This window comes from Methanolapillus africanus (genome assembly GCF_032714475.1).
Taxonomy (GTDB): domain Archaea; phylum Halobacteriota; class Methanosarcinia; order Methanosarcinales; family Methanosarcinaceae; genus Methanolapillus; species Methanolapillus africanus.
Map to the genome: position 1 here is coordinate 146,600 of NZ_JAWDKD010000021.1, position 17,130 is coordinate 163,729.

At 44.7% G+C, this 17,130-nt stretch carries 12 protein-coding genes and 1 pseudogene; 7 read left to right on the forward strand and 6 right to left on the reverse strand.

Features of this window, described 5'->3' with window-relative positions:
* The first annotated feature begins 183 nt into the window (after positions 1-183).
* The 4 genes and pseudogenes from MsAg5_RS08090 to MsAg5_RS08100 all read left to right on the forward strand — a co-directional run bounded on the left by MsAg5_RS08090 (position 184) and on the right by MsAg5_RS08100 (position 4,288).
* Positions 184-1,929 (forward strand): AMP-binding protein, encoded by a 1,746-nt coding sequence (locus MsAg5_RS08090; protein ID WP_338100119.1) that lies wholly within the window; start codon positions 184-186, stop codon positions 1,927-1,929.
* Between the two features lie 245 nt (positions 1,930-2,174).
* A complete protein-coding gene (locus MsAg5_RS08095; protein ID WP_338100120.1) occupies positions 2,175-2,501 on the forward strand; it encodes a hypothetical protein in 327 nt (108 codons plus the stop codon).
* A 116-nt stretch (positions 2,502-2,617) separates the two neighbouring features.
* Positions 2,618-3,025 (forward strand): annotated as a pseudogene (locus MsAg5_RS09395) (AlbA family DNA-binding domain-containing protein); the annotation flags it as partial.
* Between the two features lie 96 nt (positions 3,026-3,121).
* Positions 3,122-4,288 carry an ATP-binding protein gene (locus MsAg5_RS08100; protein WP_338100121.1) on the forward strand — a complete coding sequence of 389 codons (1,167 nt, stop codon included), beginning with the start codon at positions 3,122-3,124 and terminating at the stop codon, positions 4,286-4,288.
* A 310-nt stretch (positions 4,289-4,598) separates the two neighbouring features.
* Here the strand turns inward: MsAg5_RS08100 and MsAg5_RS08105 are convergent, their stop codons facing one another.
* The 6 genes from MsAg5_RS08105 to rpl7ae form a co-directional block, all read right to left on the reverse strand.
* Positions 4,599-5,018 (reverse strand): 30S ribosomal protein S6e, encoded by a 420-nt coding sequence (locus tag MsAg5_RS08105; protein WP_338100122.1) that lies wholly within the window; start codon positions 5,016-5,018, stop codon positions 4,599-4,601.
* A 285-nt stretch (positions 5,019-5,303) separates the two neighbouring features.
* Positions 5,304-7,088, reverse strand: coding sequence for a translation initiation factor IF-2 (gene infB, locus MsAg5_RS08110; protein WP_338100123.1), 1,785 nt, complete (start codon positions 7,086-7,088; stop codon positions 5,304-5,306).
* A gap of 285 nt (positions 7,089-7,373) precedes the next feature.
* Complete coding sequence (gene ndk, locus MsAg5_RS08115) at positions 7,374-7,823, reverse strand: nucleoside-diphosphate kinase (RefSeq protein WP_338100124.1); 450 nt, start codon at positions 7,821-7,823, stop codon at positions 7,374-7,376.
* Positions 7,824-7,835: 12 nt separating this feature from the next.
* Positions 7,836-8,024, reverse strand: coding sequence for a 50S ribosomal protein L24e (locus tag MsAg5_RS08120; protein ID WP_338100125.1), 189 nt, complete (start codon positions 8,022-8,024; stop codon positions 7,836-7,838).
* A gap of 11 nt (positions 8,025-8,035) precedes the next feature.
* Positions 8,036-8,257 (reverse strand): 30S ribosomal protein S28e, encoded by a 222-nt coding sequence (locus MsAg5_RS08125; protein WP_338100126.1) that lies wholly within the window; start codon positions 8,255-8,257, stop codon positions 8,036-8,038.
* 33 nt (positions 8,258-8,290) lie between these two features.
* Positions 8,291-8,662, reverse strand: a complete 372-nt coding sequence (rpl7ae, locus tag MsAg5_RS08130) for a 50S ribosomal protein L7Ae (RefSeq protein ID WP_338100127.1) — start codon at positions 8,660-8,662, stop codon at positions 8,291-8,293.
* Between the two features lie 604 nt (positions 8,663-9,266).
* Here rpl7ae and MsAg5_RS08135 point away from each other — a divergent pair.
* The 3 genes from MsAg5_RS08135 (at position 9,267) to MsAg5_RS08145 (ending at position 17,108) form a co-directional block, all read left to right on the forward strand.
* A complete protein-coding gene (locus tag MsAg5_RS08135; RefSeq protein WP_338100128.1) occupies positions 9,267-14,906 on the forward strand; it encodes a cobaltochelatase subunit CobN in 5,640 nt (1,879 codons plus the stop codon).
* Between the two features lie 1,024 nt (positions 14,907-15,930).
* Complete coding sequence (locus tag MsAg5_RS08140; protein WP_338100129.1) at positions 15,931-16,077, forward strand: hypothetical protein; 147 nt, start codon at positions 15,931-15,933, stop codon at positions 16,075-16,077.
* A 278-nt stretch (positions 16,078-16,355) separates the two neighbouring features.
* Positions 16,356-17,108: a hypothetical protein gene (locus MsAg5_RS08145; protein WP_338100130.1), complete on the forward strand. Its 753-nt coding sequence runs from the start codon at positions 16,356-16,358 to the stop codon at positions 17,106-17,108.
* Positions 17,109-17,130: the final 22 nt, after the last annotated feature.

Here is a 17,130-nt window from a genome sequence, read left to right on the forward strand (position 1 = left end):
AGCGTCACAACATTCCACTCAATCGTTTGCAAACAGATTCAATCGGATTTGTTTGCAAAATAAAGTTTCAACATTATCCCGTTATTGTTTCATTTATTTCAATAATTCAAATTATTTATCAGATTGTTTCAAATTAATTCACAATTCATTATCCCGATTATCATTTTATTTGAGAGAATACTTATGAATACAAATCATGAAGCTGATGCGAACCAAAGCGGAAATTTGGTTCACCGTTTTGCCCCAAAAACAAAGTTCGACTCCTACGAAGATTTCAGAGACAATTTCAAAATCAATATTCCGGACGACTTTAACTTTGCGTACGACGTTGTGGATTGGTACGCCGAAAACGACCCGGCCAAAACCGCGATCGTTTGGTGCGACGACCATGACGGCGAGAAAATCTTCTCGTTCGGCGACCTGAAGCGGGAAACCGATAAAGTCGCGAACATGTTCACAAATCATGGCGTCAAAAAAGGAAGCGCCGTTATTTTAACCCTCAAGAGCCGCTACGAATTCTGGATCTGTTTGGTCGCGCTGCACAAAATCGGCGCCATCGCCGTTCCGGCCACCCACATGCTCAAGAAAAGAGATATCATCTACCGCCTTGAAAAATCAAAGGCGTGTGCGGTCGTGAGCATTTCCGAAAGCGGTCTTGACCTGATCTTTGACGAAGCGATTCAAGAAGCTGCCCCCGACAAATTCAAAAAATTCGTTGTCGGAAAAAGCTCGGCCGGCGCAACCGGATGGATCGACTTTGCCAAAGAAGCGGCTGAGGCGTCCGACGTCTTTGCCCGCCCCGCGGGAAAAGACGCGGTCACGGCCAACGACGACATGCTTTACTATTTCTCCTCCGGCACCACCGGTTTTCCGAAAATGGTCGCCCACAAATACGCGTATCCGCTCGGACATATCATTACCGCCGGCTACTGGCAAAACGTCCAAAACAACGGCCTGCACTACACCATGGCCGACAGCGGCTGGGCGAAATGCGTCTGGGGCAAAATCTACGGCCAATGGATTTGGGGCACCGCGGTTTTCGTCTACGATTTCGATGAATTCGACGCGAAAAATATGCTTGAAAAAGTGTCCAAATACGGCGTGACCACGTTTTGCGCGCCGCCGACCATCTACCGTTTCTTCATCAAAGAAGATCTTTCCCAATACAAATTCGGAACACTTCAATACTGTACCGTTGCCGGCGAACCGCTCAACCCGGAAGTGTACGACAAATTCCTGCTCTATACCGGCCTCCCGCTCATGGAAGGTTACGGTCAAACCGAAATTATCGCCTCCATCTCCACTTTCCCTTGGATCCAAGCCAAACCCGGCTCCATGGGAAAACCCGCACCCGGCTACGACGTCGTCCTCATTAACGTCGACGGCAAAGAATGCGACGTCGGCGAAGAAGGCGAAATCGTGATTCGCGTCGGCAAAGACGCTGACAAATCCACCCCGAAAGACTTGCCGCCCGGATTTTTCGCCGGCTACAAGTACGACGACGAAAAAACCAAAGATTCCTGGCACGACGGTTTCTACCACACCGGCGACACCGCTTGGAAAGATGAGGACGGCTACTACTGGTTTGTCGGACGAACCGACGACATCATCAAGAGTTCCGGCTACAAAATCGGTCCGTTCGAAGTCGAAAGCGCGCTCATCCAGCACCCCGGCGTTCTCGAGTGCGCCATCACCGGCGTCCCGGACCCGACCCGCGGCCAGGTTGTGAAAGCGACGATTGTTCTCACGAAAGATTACAAAGACAAAGCGTCCGACGCGCTTAAAAAAGAGCTTCAGGACCATGTCAAAAAGATCACCGCCCCATATAAGTACCCGCGTGTCATCGAATTCGTCGATGTTTTGCCGAAAACCATCAGCGGAAAAATCCGCCGTGTAGAAATTCGGGAACACGACAGTGAGAAAAAGTAACCGAACGGTTGAATTTATCTCAAAGAATAAGATATAATTAAAACAAATTTAAAAAGTATTAAATAGAATCATAGATAACTCTGAATTGCTGCCGATGGCGGAAATTCAGAGTGTTCCTTTTTTGAATTATTCTAATTTCCCGCATCGGATCAAACAGATGAGGGATAAATATGGAAAAAAGAAGCCTACTGAAAGCTTTTTTGTTCGCGGTAGCGATAATGACGGCGTACCTGTCATTTGTTTTTATGATTTGTTATTTTGCCGCCGCCATTCTGGCAGCCGTACTCATCGCATTTTTGAATCCGTCCGATCTGCAGCCCACCATTACGGCATCCGTCTTGATTGCATTTTCAATCATTGCCGGATTGGATATGCACCGGACGTTTAACGGAAAATGGTCGCCGGCAACATTTTTGATGTCTGTTGTTGTTTTCGCCGGACGGTTATCAAAATCAATATTTAATGGAAACAAAACATTTGACTATAAAATCAGCCGGCCGCCGGAAATAAAAAATGCGGTTTGGGGTTTTAGATCCGAGAAATTCCAAAAGGATCAAAACAATACATTATAAATCATCGCTTGTGATTGGATTTATCTCAAAATATTAGATATAATTAAAACAAATTTAAAAAGTATTAAATGTAAGAACCCCGATTGTCCTATATCAGTTGACATCGGGGTTTTAAAATGGTTTTATCGGAAAACGAAATCAAATCTCTTTTTTATTTTTTGCTGAAACAGCCTGAATCGGAAGTTTTCGAATTAAAGGAAGCAAAAAATGATTTTAATTTTGAAAAGCTCGGAAAATATTTTTCCGCTCTGTCGAATGAAGCAAATTTAAAAAAACAAGAATCCGGATGGCTCATTCTCGGCGTTCGGGATAAAAATCATGACGTTGTCGGCACCCGGTATTTGGAAAATTGTTTGAAACAAAACGAACTGAAACAAAGAATTTCCGAAAAAACCAATGATGGAATGACATTTACGGAAATTTATGAATTCATAGAGAATGAAAAGAGGGTGCTGCTTCTTCAAGTTCCGGCCGCTTCTCCCGGAATCCCGACAAGTTTTGAAGGACATTTTTACGGCAGAAACGGTGAGTCACTCGGTCCCCTAAGCCTGTCGGAGTTAGAAAAAATACGCGCACAAATAATGCCGGATTGGAGCGCCGGCATTGTTCCGGAAGCAACATTGGAAGATTTGGATCCAAAAGCCATATCAAAAGCCCGGGAAAATTACAAAATTCGATATCCAAAAATTGCAGAAGAAGTAGATTCGTGGGATGACGCGACTTTTTTGAACAAAGCTAAAGTAACCGTCAAAGGAAAAATAACTCGGGCCGCTTTAATCCTTCTCGGGAATGAGGAATCGGATTATTATTTAAGTCCGGCTGATGTTAAAATTCGTTGGATTTTAAAAGATGCTGAAAACAGAGAAAAAGATTATGAAATCTTTTCAATACCGTTTTTACTGTCAGCTGAGAAGACCTATTCAAAAATCAGAAACGTGAAATATCAACGTATGACCGGCGACACCATTTTTCCGGAAGAATTGTTAACTTATGAACCCTTTGTGATTCGAGAGGCTTTAAACAATTGCATTGCACACCAAGATTATCAAAAAGGCGCCCGAATCAATGTGGTTGAATTTGAAGACGGAAAATTAATATTTTCAAATTACGGCGATTTTATTCCGGGATCTGTGGAAAACGCCGTCAAAGAAAATTCACCGGAAGAATGCTATCGAAATCAATTTTTAGCAACCGCCATGCTGAATTTGAACATGGTCGAAACAGTTGGCGGCGGAATACGGAAAATGTTTGAGTTCCAACGTCAACGCTATTTCCCAATGCCGGAATATGAATTAAGTAAAAATAAAGTTCGAGTGACTATTACAGGTAAAATATTGGATGAAGAATTTGTTAAAGCCCTATTGACCAATTTAAATTTGAGTCTAGAAGACATTATAATACTGGATAAAGTCCAAAAGAAAAAAATAATCAGCGACATGGAAGCTCGTCATTTGCGAAAATTAAATTTAATCAGCGGGCGAAAACCAAACTATTACATATCATCAGAAATTATTTCAAAATCCAAAAATATTGATTTGAAAGCACAACATGTTCGACAACGCGGTTTCGATGACACATACTATGAAAATTTAATTTTGAACTATTTGAATCAATATGGATCTGCAACAAAAATTGAAATTAACAACCTTCTTTTTGAAAAGCTTCCTGAAATCTATAATGAAACTCAAAAAAAGAATAAGATCAAAAATTTGTTGAGTTCGTTGCGCCGCTCAAATTTAATCGTAAATAGTGGAACAAGATGCAAACCAAATTATGTCTTAAAATAAATGATTCATATAAAGTATAGAATGATGTTGGAAATATGATTAAAAGTTAGATAAATTATAGATAAATTATCGCACGATGTTGAAAAATAAATTTAATTATCTAAATTTAAATGAGATTAAATAAAATTATCAAAAAAATAGATAATAACATCGACCGGCAACTTAAATGAAAAAACGATCTAAAATTTGGCACGGCAGAACCGATAAAAACTAAAACATCATAAATATGAAAATGAATAAAAACTGAAAAACGAAAAGAAGTTAAGAAATGAGAAAAAACAAAAAAAGAGAAGTCAAAAGAGTAAAGAACTTACTCTTCTGCAGCTGCAACTTCTGCCGGTGCTTCTTCGGGTTCGAGACCGAGGAGCTTTTCAACGGTGGCATCGCCGAAAACAGTCAATTTTGCGTTGACTTGGATGATTTCGTTGGAGATTTCGTTGCCGCGGATGAATTTTCTTCTTCTTTGACCGTTGATTTTCGGTGCAAAACCGACGCCGGTGGCGTCCAAAATTCTTCTCTTGGCCGGGCCCGGAAGGTCGGCGCGCATCACGAAGCCGCTTTTGTCGCAGCCGCCGGTGATTTTTAATTTGTAGCCCGGAAGGCCGACGAAGAGGGCATCCATTTCGGTACCGATTGTCTTTCCGACAATTGCTTTTTCTTTTGTTGCGTCAAAATCAATTTTGTATGATTTACCGGATCTCGGGTCAGCAAGGACCATTTTAATTGCCATAAATATTCTCCTGATGAGTTAGAATTTGAATTAAAAAGTATAGGTGCGTAGGCCGCCGCCGTTAATTTTAATCGTTTCGTTTTTTCGAGTAACTTTTAGTCCGTCATCGTGTAAGGCTACCATAAAACCCGTTATAGTTTATAAATCTTATTCGTGAACGCCGTATTTAAATGAAAAGTTGGAAAAAAATCGCCCATGGTTTTTGAATGTGGTCTGCAAAAATGGTCGCCGTTATGCGCGCGCATGCCGCCCGCAAAAAAATAAAAAGAGAATGGGAAAATGAAATCATTTTCCCCAAAACGGCTTGTCTTTCCGGCGGATCGCCAAATATTTTTCAAGCGTTTCTTTTTCATCATTGGACAGCGTGTCAAAAATTTCAAATTCCAGCACTTTGGAGTCCTGCTCCGGAATGTGAACGTACAAGATGTCTTCTTCTTTGATTTGACGGCCGACGGTGGCACCGTCCAGCGCCATCGCGACTTCCATGCCGACGGTGGCTTTCGGAATCTTCTTGCCGTTGTTTTCAATGCCTTTGACGGTCCCGACAACGGTGCCGTCCGGCAGCATCACATCGGTGTTGTTTTTCACAACGCCGCCCAAAATACGGACGCCGACGACAGCCGGTTTGCTTTGCCGGAACACGCAGCCCGGTAAAATTTTAAACTGGCCGGGTTTGATAAGTGTGTCGGAACGCAGCTTTTCAAGCTCTTCTTCCTGCATTTTGACGAATTCTTTATAATCGTCTAAAATCCGGTAAATCACGTCGTTGGTGAAAACATGGACATCCGGCATCGTATCTAAAAGTTCAAATGCGTCCGGCGTTGTTTTGACATTGAACGCCAAAATAACGGAGTGCATCGGGTCGCCGATCGTCGACGCTTCCATAATATCGCGTTTGGATACGTCGCCGACTTCCGCTTTGCGGATTTTGATGTCCGCTTTTCGGAATTCGTGAACCATGGCTTCCAAAGAACCGAGCGTATCGGCTTTAATCATCACGCCGTCCGAATCGGTTTGAATTTGAACGTCGTCAATTTCCTTTTTCACTTTTTCAAGAACCGCCTCAAGCGTTTCCGGCGTCGCCAGAATTACCGGGGACCCGGCCAGCGCTTCTTCGATGCCCGGCGCCGAAATCTTAACACCGCAAGCCGCAACGGCTTTGGGCACTTGTTTGAATTTGCTTTCGTACCGGATTTCACTGAGCTCGCGCGGTTTTAAAAGGGCGCGGATCTTGGTTTCAATGGGTTCGCCCAAGCGGCCGACGACGATCGTGTCACCTTTTTTGAGCGTTCCGTCGTACAAAATCACGTCAATCGTAATTCCGAGACCTTTTTCTTCTTTGACTTCGAGAACCGTGCCGACGCCGGGACCGTTGACGTCGTAGTGCAGCGACGATTCTAAGAACCGCTGCGCCAGGCCCAACAAAACCATAAGAACGTCCGAGACGCCTTCGCCGGTCAGGCCGCTGATCGGAACGACGCCGAGCGTTTTTTGGAAATCGGTGACCCGGTCGTAGCGGTCGGCGCTGAAACCTTGTTCATAAAGACGGCCGACGACTTCGTAGAATTTGGATTCAAAAAGAGCTTGGGTTTCCGGTGTTTGTTTTTTGTAAGTCGATAAAAAGGATTCACCCTTGTGGGATTTCCAGCCGTAGAGTTTGTCGATTTTGTTGGTGACGACGATGAACGGCGTTTTGAACCGTTTCAAAATGTTTAAACTTTCAATCGTCTGCGGCTTGAAGCCTTCGTTGATGTCAACGACCACAACCGCCAAATCGGCCAAAGAACCGCCGCGGCTGCGCAAGGTCGTAAACGCGTGGTGCCCCGGTGTGTCAATAAACAATAATCCGGGAACAATAAATTTGTCGCGCAAGCGTTTGTCGCCGCACCGTTCGACAATCACGTCAATCGGCACTTCCGTCGCGCCGATGTGCTGCGTAATCGCACCCGCCTCTCCTTTCACAATCGCCGTTCCCCGAATTTGGTCAAGCAGCGTCGTTTTTCCGTGATCGACGTGTCCCATCACACAAACAATCGGTGTTCTGAGATTGTTTTTCTCGTTCTCGCTCATAAAAATCACCCATCAAAATATAAAATATGAAAGTATGAAAATAATGACAATAATAAAATGAATTATAAAAGGGAATAAATGAAATGGATACAACCAAATATGAACGCCATTATAAAAATATGTTTCCTCAATGATTGACTCGTTTTTCTGTTTTGACGCCGCTCGAAAAAGAGAGACCGTCAAAAACAAAGCATGAAAGCTCACGAGCGGTCATCAAAAAAAAGAAACGAAGCCGGAAAAATTCCGGCCGATTATTTTTGTATTATTTTTATTTTTGAGTAAAGATTACTCGTACAAGTAAGCATCGTCCGAGCGCTTGTATTCCAAGATTTTGTCGTTGCCGAAGTGGATTTTAATTTCGCGTTCGGCAGCTTCCAAAGAGTCGGAGGCGTGGACAATGTTGCGGCCGGTGTCCATGGCGAAATCGCCGCGGATGGTACCAAGTGCGGCTTCGGCCGGTTTGGTGGCGCCGTTGATCGCGCGCATGATCTTAATCGAATCGCGGCCTTCGACCACAAGGGACAAAGACGGAGCGGATGTGATAAAAGACACAAGGCCCGGGAAAAACGGGCGTGCGGCGTGTTCGGCGTAGTGCTCTTTGGCTTTGGCTTCTTCCATCACGGCCAATTTCATGGCCACGACTTTGAGACCTTTTTTCTCAATGCGGGAGAGAACTTCTCCCATGAGGCCGCGGGCAACGCCGTCGGGTTTAATCATAACGTAAGTGCGTTCCATGATAATCCCTGCTTACTTTCTCTTTTGTTCAGCGCGTCCTTTTTCGGTCCAGATGGTTTTTCTCGGAAGTCTGCCGAGGTCCAAATTGTTCTGGCACTTGGAGGAGCATAAGTAAAACGCAGAGCCATCTTTCTTAACATAAAGACGTCCGGTTCCGAGTTCGATCATTTTTCCGCAAAAGCTGCATTTTTTCTGATCCATTGCAATCACCGTTATCTCATTGTTAATTTCTTGGCTTCACGAGATGTTTCAATCAACATCAAGATGTCGCCGAGTCTGACGGGTCCCACACAGTTTCTTGTGATGACGCGTCCTTTGTCGCGGCCTTCCAAAATTTTGCATTGGATTTGCTTGGCCTCACCATGCATACCGGTGTTTCCGATGATTTCAATCACTTCGGCCGGAAATCCGTTTGAGTTGTTTTCGTCTGCCATAATTTTTTCTCTCCTGATCAGTTATTGATAGAATTAGTTCTTGAGAGCGGCAAGTTTGGAGGCGAGGTCGGACAACATTTCGCCGGCTTTACCGGCATCGGTCACCGCGACGGCAGCGCAGCCGACGGAAAGACCGCATGCGGCGCCGAGCTCTTTTTGCTCGTTAACAAAAATGTAGGAAGCCCCTTTCTCTTCACAGAGAGGACCGAGGTGGGCAATGATTTCGGCCGGTTCAACGTTCTTCGCAATGACGACGAGTTTGGCGGTGCCGCGCTCAATTGTCTTTGTGGCTTCGTTGGTGCCTTTTTTAATTTTGCCGCTGTCTCTTGCGGTTTCAACAACATCAAGAGCGATCTTTTGAAGTTCTTCGGGTGCATCTGTAGCGAATTTTGCCATATAAATCAATCTCCTTCAAGTCTGACGATACTGATTTGATCAGCGTCAAACTTTCATTATTCATAGTTGTTTTATGACTCGCTTGAAAAATAATCAGAATCAGTTTTTAATTAAAATGATTTAAAAAATGATTTTCAGGTCAAGTCTGAGTTTAAAACAGACCATAGAGGCAAATATAGCTTATAAACCTTTTTATGCGATTTTTGACGGCGATTCTATTGGATTCTAAAGACCGTTTTCTTTTTTGTTTTTATTTTGACAAAGACCGGCGTCCGGGATAACGCGCGCGAACGGCGGCGATGAAAGACAATGCGGCAACCTATATTATTCAATTGTTATCTTAATAGATGATATATGTTATTCAAAAAAATAGCCTTTTATTCGTTGTCGCTGATTAAAGAAACTTAATTTGATTTGCAAAATTGAAGAAAAGCAGGTCAAGACCGTTAAAAACAAATTGGATTGATTAAAATTAATGATATTTTAACCGATTATTAATATTTTTTAATTTATAAATGACATTCATAAAAAATAAGTGAGAACTATGAAAAAAATAGGTACATTTTTTGTATTGCTTCTTTTACTGCTTTCGATGATACCGGTGATGCCGGCCATGGCAGACAGCAGCAGCGAATGGAACGGATACACGCTGATTGCCAAGACGACCAGCAACTCTAGCGCAATTAACTATGAATTTTTGAATGTTCCGAATGGCGAATATTTGATTATTGCCCGAGATTGGATTATGAGCAAGGATTACGTGCAATATCGCCGCATCGAAGTTAAAGACGGAGCTGTTACAGTCCCGGAGTTTTCATTAGTAAGCCTGGCAAGTAATACGGAATTGGAACCATATTACGACATTTATGATGCAACTAAAGATTTGACAGCAGCCGGTGGCGGTACATATACGGTCAATGGAACTGTTAGAACAACAAGCGGTCCGCGATCAGGTTCAACCGTTCTTTTATTAAAAGAGCCGCCGACCGTAGATATCTCGAATTATAAAGTTGTTTCCGCCACCACAAGCAATGCCGTTGCAGACGGTCCGAATTTTGAACTGACAAATGTTTCCGCCGGACATTATGTGGTTTTGGCCGGATGGATCATGGGGTCGACATATTATGTCTCGACAACCGAGGTATCGGTGGATTCCGACACCGGAAACATCCAGGATTACGGAGAGATTAACGTCATAAAATCGGACGCAGCAAGCGACCCGATTCGTGATTTGTTTATTCAGCTGAAAGACACGGAAGATACAAACGATGCAACAGCAGGCGGCATGTACAACATTACCGGCGTTGCAAACTACACAACATCCGCCGGACTTGTCAAATCCCGGGCAAGTACAAAAATTATCCTGCTTCAATCGCCGGTCATTGCCGACGTTTCTGAAAGAACCGAAGGAACGATATCCAAAATAACGGTCACCGCATTGGGAGACGAATCGGTGACAGTAACATACACCGACAAAGACGGAAAAGTTTCATCAACAAAAGCATCGGACCAGAAATCAAATGGTGCTTACACATTTTCAATTGATAAAGAGAACCTGCCGGCCGGAAGAACAGATGTGACCGTGACGGCCAAAAACGGAAATTACATTTCCAAAAAAACAGTTGCTGTTATTAATGCGGACCCGGCTTTGCTGAACGTTCCGAAAAAAGTCGTTATCATCAGCGGTTATGAAACCCACAACAAAATCATTCAGGAGTTGGCCGCCGATTATACTACTCAAAATGTGGAATTGGTGTCCATTGAGACGAAAAAAGTCCCGAGCATGAGCCAAGCCGAAATTGATGCGGCACTTGAAGGCGCAGATGTCATCACCATTCACATGGTTTCAACCACACCGACTTGGAATGATTTGGAATCCGCCATTAAAAACCAAACAAAAAAAGGTGCAACAGTTACTCTTTTTGACGACAATTCTACACGTTATACAACATCTTACGGAACTTACGCACGCAAATCCATCCCCGGAATTTCGGATACGACAGCCAACGCCGACAAATATCAAGCCAAAATTTCAGACTATTGGTCCAACACGCCTTACGACCATTCCAATCTGGAACAAATGATCAACATGATTTTAATCGACTTTTACGGCCGGTACGATTTGCCGGCGCCCAATGAACCGGTGACATTGCCGCTCAAAGCCATTTATCACCCGAATATGGAAATGTCAATGGGTTCCGTTTTTGAAGCAAATTATACAGACTATATTAATTGGTACAAAACAAACGATGTCAAATGGGACGGAGAAGAACAGCCCATCACTTACGATGCGTCCAAACCGACCGTCGCCATCGCCTTTTACAAATCTTATTTCCCGGACAAAATGGAACCGATCGCCAAGCTCATTGAAGAACTTGAGAAAACGGGCGTGAACGTCGTCGCCGCTTATTGCGAATCGCCGACATCCTTTGACACCGCCGACAGCGGCGGCGCTTATTTCATCGCCGGTGAAACAGATATTGTTTTGAACTACCGGTACATCGGAGAACACCGTTTCAACCAAACAAACTTGGACATTCCGGTTTTCAACATTTTGATTGTCGACTCGGCCGCCGACTGGGAAACATCCACCCATCCACTCGGCAACAGTTCCACGAAATTGGTCAACCAGGAACTTCAAGGATTTATTGACCCGATTGCAATTGTTTCAACTGAAGTGATCGACGGCGCCACGGTTACAAAACCAATGAATGAACAAATCGATTGGTTCGTCAGCCGCATCAACGCGCAAATTAACCTTCAGCAAACCGCCAACGCCGACAAAAATATCGCTGTTGTTTACTATGACCACGGCGGCGGCAAAGCCAATATCGGCGCGTCTTATTTGGATGTTCCGAACAGCACCGTCGAGCTGCTGAAAGGCATGGAAACGGCCGGATACAACATTGACACGTCAAAGGCACCCGATGCCGACGCCCTCATTCAGTCCATGCTCGCTCAAGGAATTAACGTTGGCGGCTGGGCACCCGGAGAACTTAAAAAATTGGTCGGCGACGTCAGCATTCCGGAAAACACCGATATTTATGATAACGGAAAAGCTGTTTTCATTTCCAAAACCCTTTATTTGGAATGGTTCCGCGACGTTTATTTGGGCGATTGGTTTGAAGCGACGATCGCCGGTTTGGACCCGGCGGAACAAACCTCAAAGAGAACGGCTCAAGAACAACTGTACCAAAGCAAACTGAAAGAAGTGGAAGACCTTTGGGGAACGGCACCCGGCAACATCATGGTGTACCAAGACAAATACATCATCATTCCGTACATCGACGTCACCGACGAATCCGGCACCGGAGACGGACGCGTCATTTTGACGCCGCAGCCGTCGCGCGGAAATGCCGAAAGCATTGAAGTGATGTACCACGACACCAACATTCCGCCGAATCACCAATATATCGCCTTTTACCTGTGGCTCCAACACAAGAATGATTTGCAATCCGCTCCGCAAGAACTCGGATTTGACGCGGACGCCATTATTCACCTGGGCCGCCACGGTACGCAGGAATGGCTCCCCGGAAAAGAAACGGCATTGTCCAGATATGACTGGCCGGCCGTGATGGCCGGACACGTGCCGATTATTTATCCGTACATTGTGGACGGCGTCGGCGAAGGAATGACAGCCAAGAGGCGTGGAAACGCGGTTCTTGTCGACCACATGACGCCGGCAATCATTTACGCCGAACTCTACGGCGATTACGCCATACTGAGCGGCAAGATTCAATCTTACCAATCGCTCCAGGACGGCGACACCAAAAATGAAACGAAAGCAACGATCATCACTCTGTTGAACACGACTGCTATTGACATCCGGCTCGGAAAAACAAAAGCCCAACTGACCGGCATGGACAACGCGGATTTCGAGAAAGAGTTGGAGAAAGTGGACGACGTTTTGGAAGATTTGAGATCAAGCTACATGCCGTACGGACTTCACATCCTTGGAAAGCCGATGGAAGGAGATGTGTTGGTACAAATGGTCTATTCCATGATGGGCGCCAACTATGTCAATAATGTAACGAACGCCGGCTTGAGTCAATCACAAGCTTACAGTTTGCTGAAGCAGGCTGTTTTGGATGGCGAGTCGCCAAAAGGTATTGCAGCCGGACTTTCAATCTCTTCTGACAACAAATACATTTTAACCAAAGAACTGAACCGCGCCAGAGAATATGGAAACTATTTGGGAAAGCCGCTTTCCTTACCTGACTCCGTGGAAGTGATCTATTATAAACTGGATATTTCAGACACGGAATCATATTCCAAAAACGCAACTGCTGCCGGTTTGACGGAGAGCCAAGCCTATTCCATTTTAACCGACGTCGTTGTCAATAGTAAGACGCCGGAAGAAGCTTTATCGACTTATTCAACGCTGACACCGGCACAAAAAACAAGCTTGACGGCGGACTTAACAAAAGCAATTCAGTATAAAAATGAATTCTCAAAGCATGACCGAGAAATCGATCAAATTTTAAACGCCCTCAATGGAAAATATATTGAGTCCAAAGTCGGCGGCGACCCTGTTTCCCGGCCGCACGTGATGCCGACCGGCGGCAACTTCCAAACCATCGACCAACGGCTTGTTCCGTCCAAAGAGGCTTGGGACGTCGCCGTCAAACTCACGGACGAATTGCTGAGAAAATATTACGAAGAGCATGGCGAGTGGCCGAAATCCATTGCTTTTGTTCTTTGGGCCGGTGAAACCACTCGTCACGAAGGTGTGATGGAAGCGCAAATCATGTACTTGATAGGCGTCAAACCGAAATGGAGCAGCACAAATATCGTGGATGCTTCCAACTTTGAAGCGATTCCGGCCGCCGACTTAAAAGTAACGCTCAGCAACGGAACGGTTGTTCAAAGACCACGCATCGACGTTGTCGTTGAGATTTCCGGTCTTTACCGCGACACTTTCCCGGACAAAGTTTTGATGCTTGACCGCGCCGTTCGTTTCACTTACACGCTCGACGGCACCAATTACATCAAAGAAAATACGGACGCTTTGATCAGTAAGGGATATTCCAAAGACCAATCGCTTTCCAGAGTCTTCGGACCGGCTGCCGATACCTACGGCGTCGGCATGGAAACAGCTATCGGTTCAACCAACACCTGGGACGACAACAACAAATTGGCGGACTTCTTCATTTCCAGAATGGGATACGTCTACAACAGTCTCGGCAGCTGGGGATCGGAAAACAACCAACAGCTTTACAAAGACAACTTGGGCAAAGTCGACGCGACGGTGATGAGCCGTTCGTCTCCGCTTTACGGCGTCCTTGACAACGACGACGTCTACCAATATTTGGGCGGCCTTAATTTGGCAGTTGAAAAATCAAGAGCTGACGGCAAAAAGCCGGACTCGTACATTACAAACCTCCAAAGAGCCGGCGGCGCCGAGATGACAACACTTGGGGATTACTTGGGCAACGAATTGATTTCAAGACCGCTCAACCCGAAATGGCAGGAAGGTATGCGTGAGCACGGTTATGCCGGCGCCCGCGAAATGGACAAAGCCATTGAAAATCTGTGGGGCTGGGCGGCATTAAATCCGGACTTGATCACAGACAAAATGTGGAACGACATTTATGAGGCGCTTTTGACCGGAGACAACGAAGAATGGCTCAAAAATGATCCGAACAACGCGTACAGCTATCAATCTGCCGTCGCCCGTATGCTTCAAGTGGCGACCAAAGAAGACGGCAAATACTGGAACGCCGATTCAGCCGTTCTGAACGATTTGATCAACCAATATGTTGACTCCGTCGTCCAGCATGGCGTCGCCTGCTGTGACCACACCTGTGGCAACCCGTTCTTTGATCAGTTCATCGCGGGACAAATGTCTGTGGCCGGCGTCAGTGAAGAAAAGCAAAAGCAATTCTTGGACACATTGAAATTGGCCACCGAACGCGAGATTGAACCCACCCCCGGATCCAAAACTTCCGGCGGAAGCGGCGGTGGCTTTGGAACGGCGGCTGTTGTCAGCGGCGATTCCGGCGGCGAGGGCGGCGAAAGTAGCGACACCCCGGACCAAGGAGACGCCGGCGCCGGTTACGGCACCGACCTCGGACAAAAATCCGGCAACGTGGAAGGCTACCAAATGATTGAAAAGACGGCGGACGGAGCGGCCTCAGCCATTCGCGACTTCATGGAAAATCCGACTTTTTCGGCCTCCAGCTTTGTCGCGATTGCGCTTGTGATTTTGGCCGTCGGTGCTATATTCTACGGCCAAAGAAAGAAAAACATGTAAATCGACAACGAAAAAATGAAAGGAAAAGAGTTCAATTGGATTGTTTTTCTTTCATCTTTCTTTTTTCATTTTTCGTTCTTTTCCAAGGAGTTGTATTTTTTAACGGAAATTTATCAATTATACTTGATTTAGATTTATAAAAAAGCATAATTTTATAAATTAAACTTTTTTTAACAAAAAATGAACACCAATTGAACGTTAGTCAAAAAGATAACACATATTTCCCATTTGAATAGATATATATACTTTTGACAGTATTAGTTGAGTGATAAGAGACCTTTGGGTCATTTCTTTTAAATTTAAAAACCGGTTGAGTTTTCTTTTTTCCTCAACACGATTATTGACGTTGCGCCTGTTGCGGGGTATAATCTCCGTGCCGCTTTTTGTTTTTCAAAAAGCATCAGACGACGGTTTAAGTCCGTCGGGCGGCAAATCTGACATCCGTTTCAGAAAAAAACGATACCCCAGAAATAGGAAAAAACAACAACAAACAAAACAAACTTTACCCGTCAAAAGGTAAACCATTCATCAAAATAGATTCGGGAATCCCGGCCGCGGTGCAACGCGGCCGAGACATTTACCCCAAATACGCTTGAGAAAAGATGTCCTGCAGCGTAAAGAGGCAAGTTCAATTTATCGGATATTCGGATATAATTCTTCCGCCGAAACTTCTCTTTTGCTTTTTTCTTTTCCCGCGCGCCTTTGGAGCGTCGAATTCCACCACGAGAATATTCCCGAATCTTATTTTAACCGAATTTCGCCGGCCGTTTAAAATCCCGACTCGTTCCTCGAAAAACCCCTCGGACAAGATCAAAAACGACCTCGACGTTGTTTAAAACCGACAATAGACCCTCAAGCAACATTCAAACTCCAAAATAAAACGCCGGCGAGATTCGGGTCAAAATAAAAACAAAGCAGCAGAAGCCGTCGAAAAATGAAAAACGGGGGATGCGAAAATAAAATTAATAAAATAAAAATCAATCAAAAAAATAAGTCAAAAATATATCAAGCGCCGCTTTACAAGATGAAAACGCTGAAAAGCGAAACGGTTCAAACCCGTTGGGCGGCAAAAATCATGAAATCGTCCGAAAAATCACAAAATAAAAAACGGATTCCGGTCATGTTCCCGCATGACCGAAACGAAATCTTAGGATGGACAAAGTTGTCTTAAATTGTATACAAATCAGAAAAAAGTTCCTCTTGGAACGCAATTTAAAGAACGGGTTTTTAGTTAATAAACCTTTCTTCAAGTTGTCAATCATTATTTGATTAATATAATTTTTCAGACAAATATCTCCTTGATTTTGTTTCACGCCGCCTCATGGTGGAATTGGAATTCGGTTTTTGATTGGCCGACAACCTGAGCGGCGTTTTTTCGAACGGTTTCGAAGAATCGAGACGTGAAAACGTAAATGAAACTTAAATAAAAAATCAAAGGAGATTTTTAAAATGAAATTAACAAAAATTTTAATCCTTGCCCTTGTGGCCATGTTGGTTTTAACAGTTGCCCCGATGGCAATGGCCGGAAACGGCAATGACCAAGGCGGTAACAACAACAACCAAGGCGGTAACAACAACAACCAAGGCAATGGCAACAACAGCACCGGCGCTAACCCGGTTACCGGCGGTTCTAATACAGTTGCTGCAAAAGGCACAGCAGCGAATCCGTACAAAATCTTGTATCTTGGATGGAGCTGGAACGGTACAAACTGGACAACGGGCTTGCCGGACTCCGGCAAAAGCATGGGCTTCTACACAGGAGCAACGCAACACGGCGTTTCCACATACAACTTCAGCTACAACGGTATCTACTACACACACGTGTACTGCGATTTTGATTCTTGGAATACCACCGTCATCCCAGCATCATTCTACGACAGCAGTGTAATGGGACAAGATTATGATCTGTACATCGGTGACATGTTCTACTCCAGTTACTACAACGGCCTCAATACAAACTACTTAAATGCGATGGATGCCGAATTTAATGGTTCCTCCACATTCACGGCATCTGTTTTTGCAAGCTACAACAATCAAACCTGGGCACCGAGCTACTTTGACTACAAAGACACGCTTGCTCTGACTCCCAATGCGTCTGATGATGCTGAATGGTTTGATGAATGTTTGACACTTTCAGGAGCAACAGCAGAATCCGCAGCCTGGAGCCAATATTTGGTTTTGATTGACGGATACTTTAACTAAAATATTGATTCTGCCATGTGAA

What these genes read in the sequence shown, in the direction of transcription:
- MsAg5_RS08090 (WP_338100119.1), top strand. Translation starts at nt 184, where the DNA reads ATGAATACAAATCATGAAGCTGATGCGAACCAAAGCGGAAATTTGGTT.
- MsAg5_RS08095 (WP_338100120.1), top strand. Translation starts at nt 2,175, where the DNA reads ATGATTTGTTATTTTGCCGCCGCCATTCTGGCAGCCGTACTCATCGCA.
- MsAg5_RS08105 (WP_338100122.1), bottom strand. Translation starts at nt 5,018, where the DNA reads ATGGCAATTAAAATGGTCCTTGCTGACCCGAGATCCGGTAAATCATAC.
- infB (WP_338100123.1), bottom strand. Translation starts at nt 7,088, where the DNA reads ATGAGCGAGAACGAGAAAAACAATCTCAGAACACCGATTGTTTGTGTG.
- ndk (WP_338100124.1), bottom strand. Translation starts at nt 7,823, where the DNA reads ATGGAACGCACTTACGTTATGATTAAACCCGACGGCGTTGCCCGCGGC.
- MsAg5_RS08120 (WP_338100125.1), bottom strand. Translation starts at nt 8,024, where the DNA reads ATGGATCAGAAAAAATGCAGCTTTTGCGGAAAAATGATCGAACTCGGA.
- MsAg5_RS08125 (WP_338100126.1), bottom strand. Translation starts at nt 8,257, where the DNA reads ATGGCAGACGAAAACAACTCAAACGGATTTCCGGCCGAAGTGATTGAA.
- MsAg5_RS08135 (WP_338100128.1), top strand. Translation starts at nt 9,267, where the DNA reads ATGGCAGACAGCAGCAGCGAATGGAACGGATACACGCTGATTGCCAAG.
- MsAg5_RS08140 (WP_338100129.1), top strand. Translation starts at nt 15,931, where the DNA reads ATGAAAACGCTGAAAAGCGAAACGGTTCAAACCCGTTGGGCGGCAAAA.
- MsAg5_RS08145 (WP_338100130.1), top strand. Translation starts at nt 16,356, where the DNA reads ATGAAATTAACAAAAATTTTAATCCTTGCCCTTGTGGCCATGTTGGTT.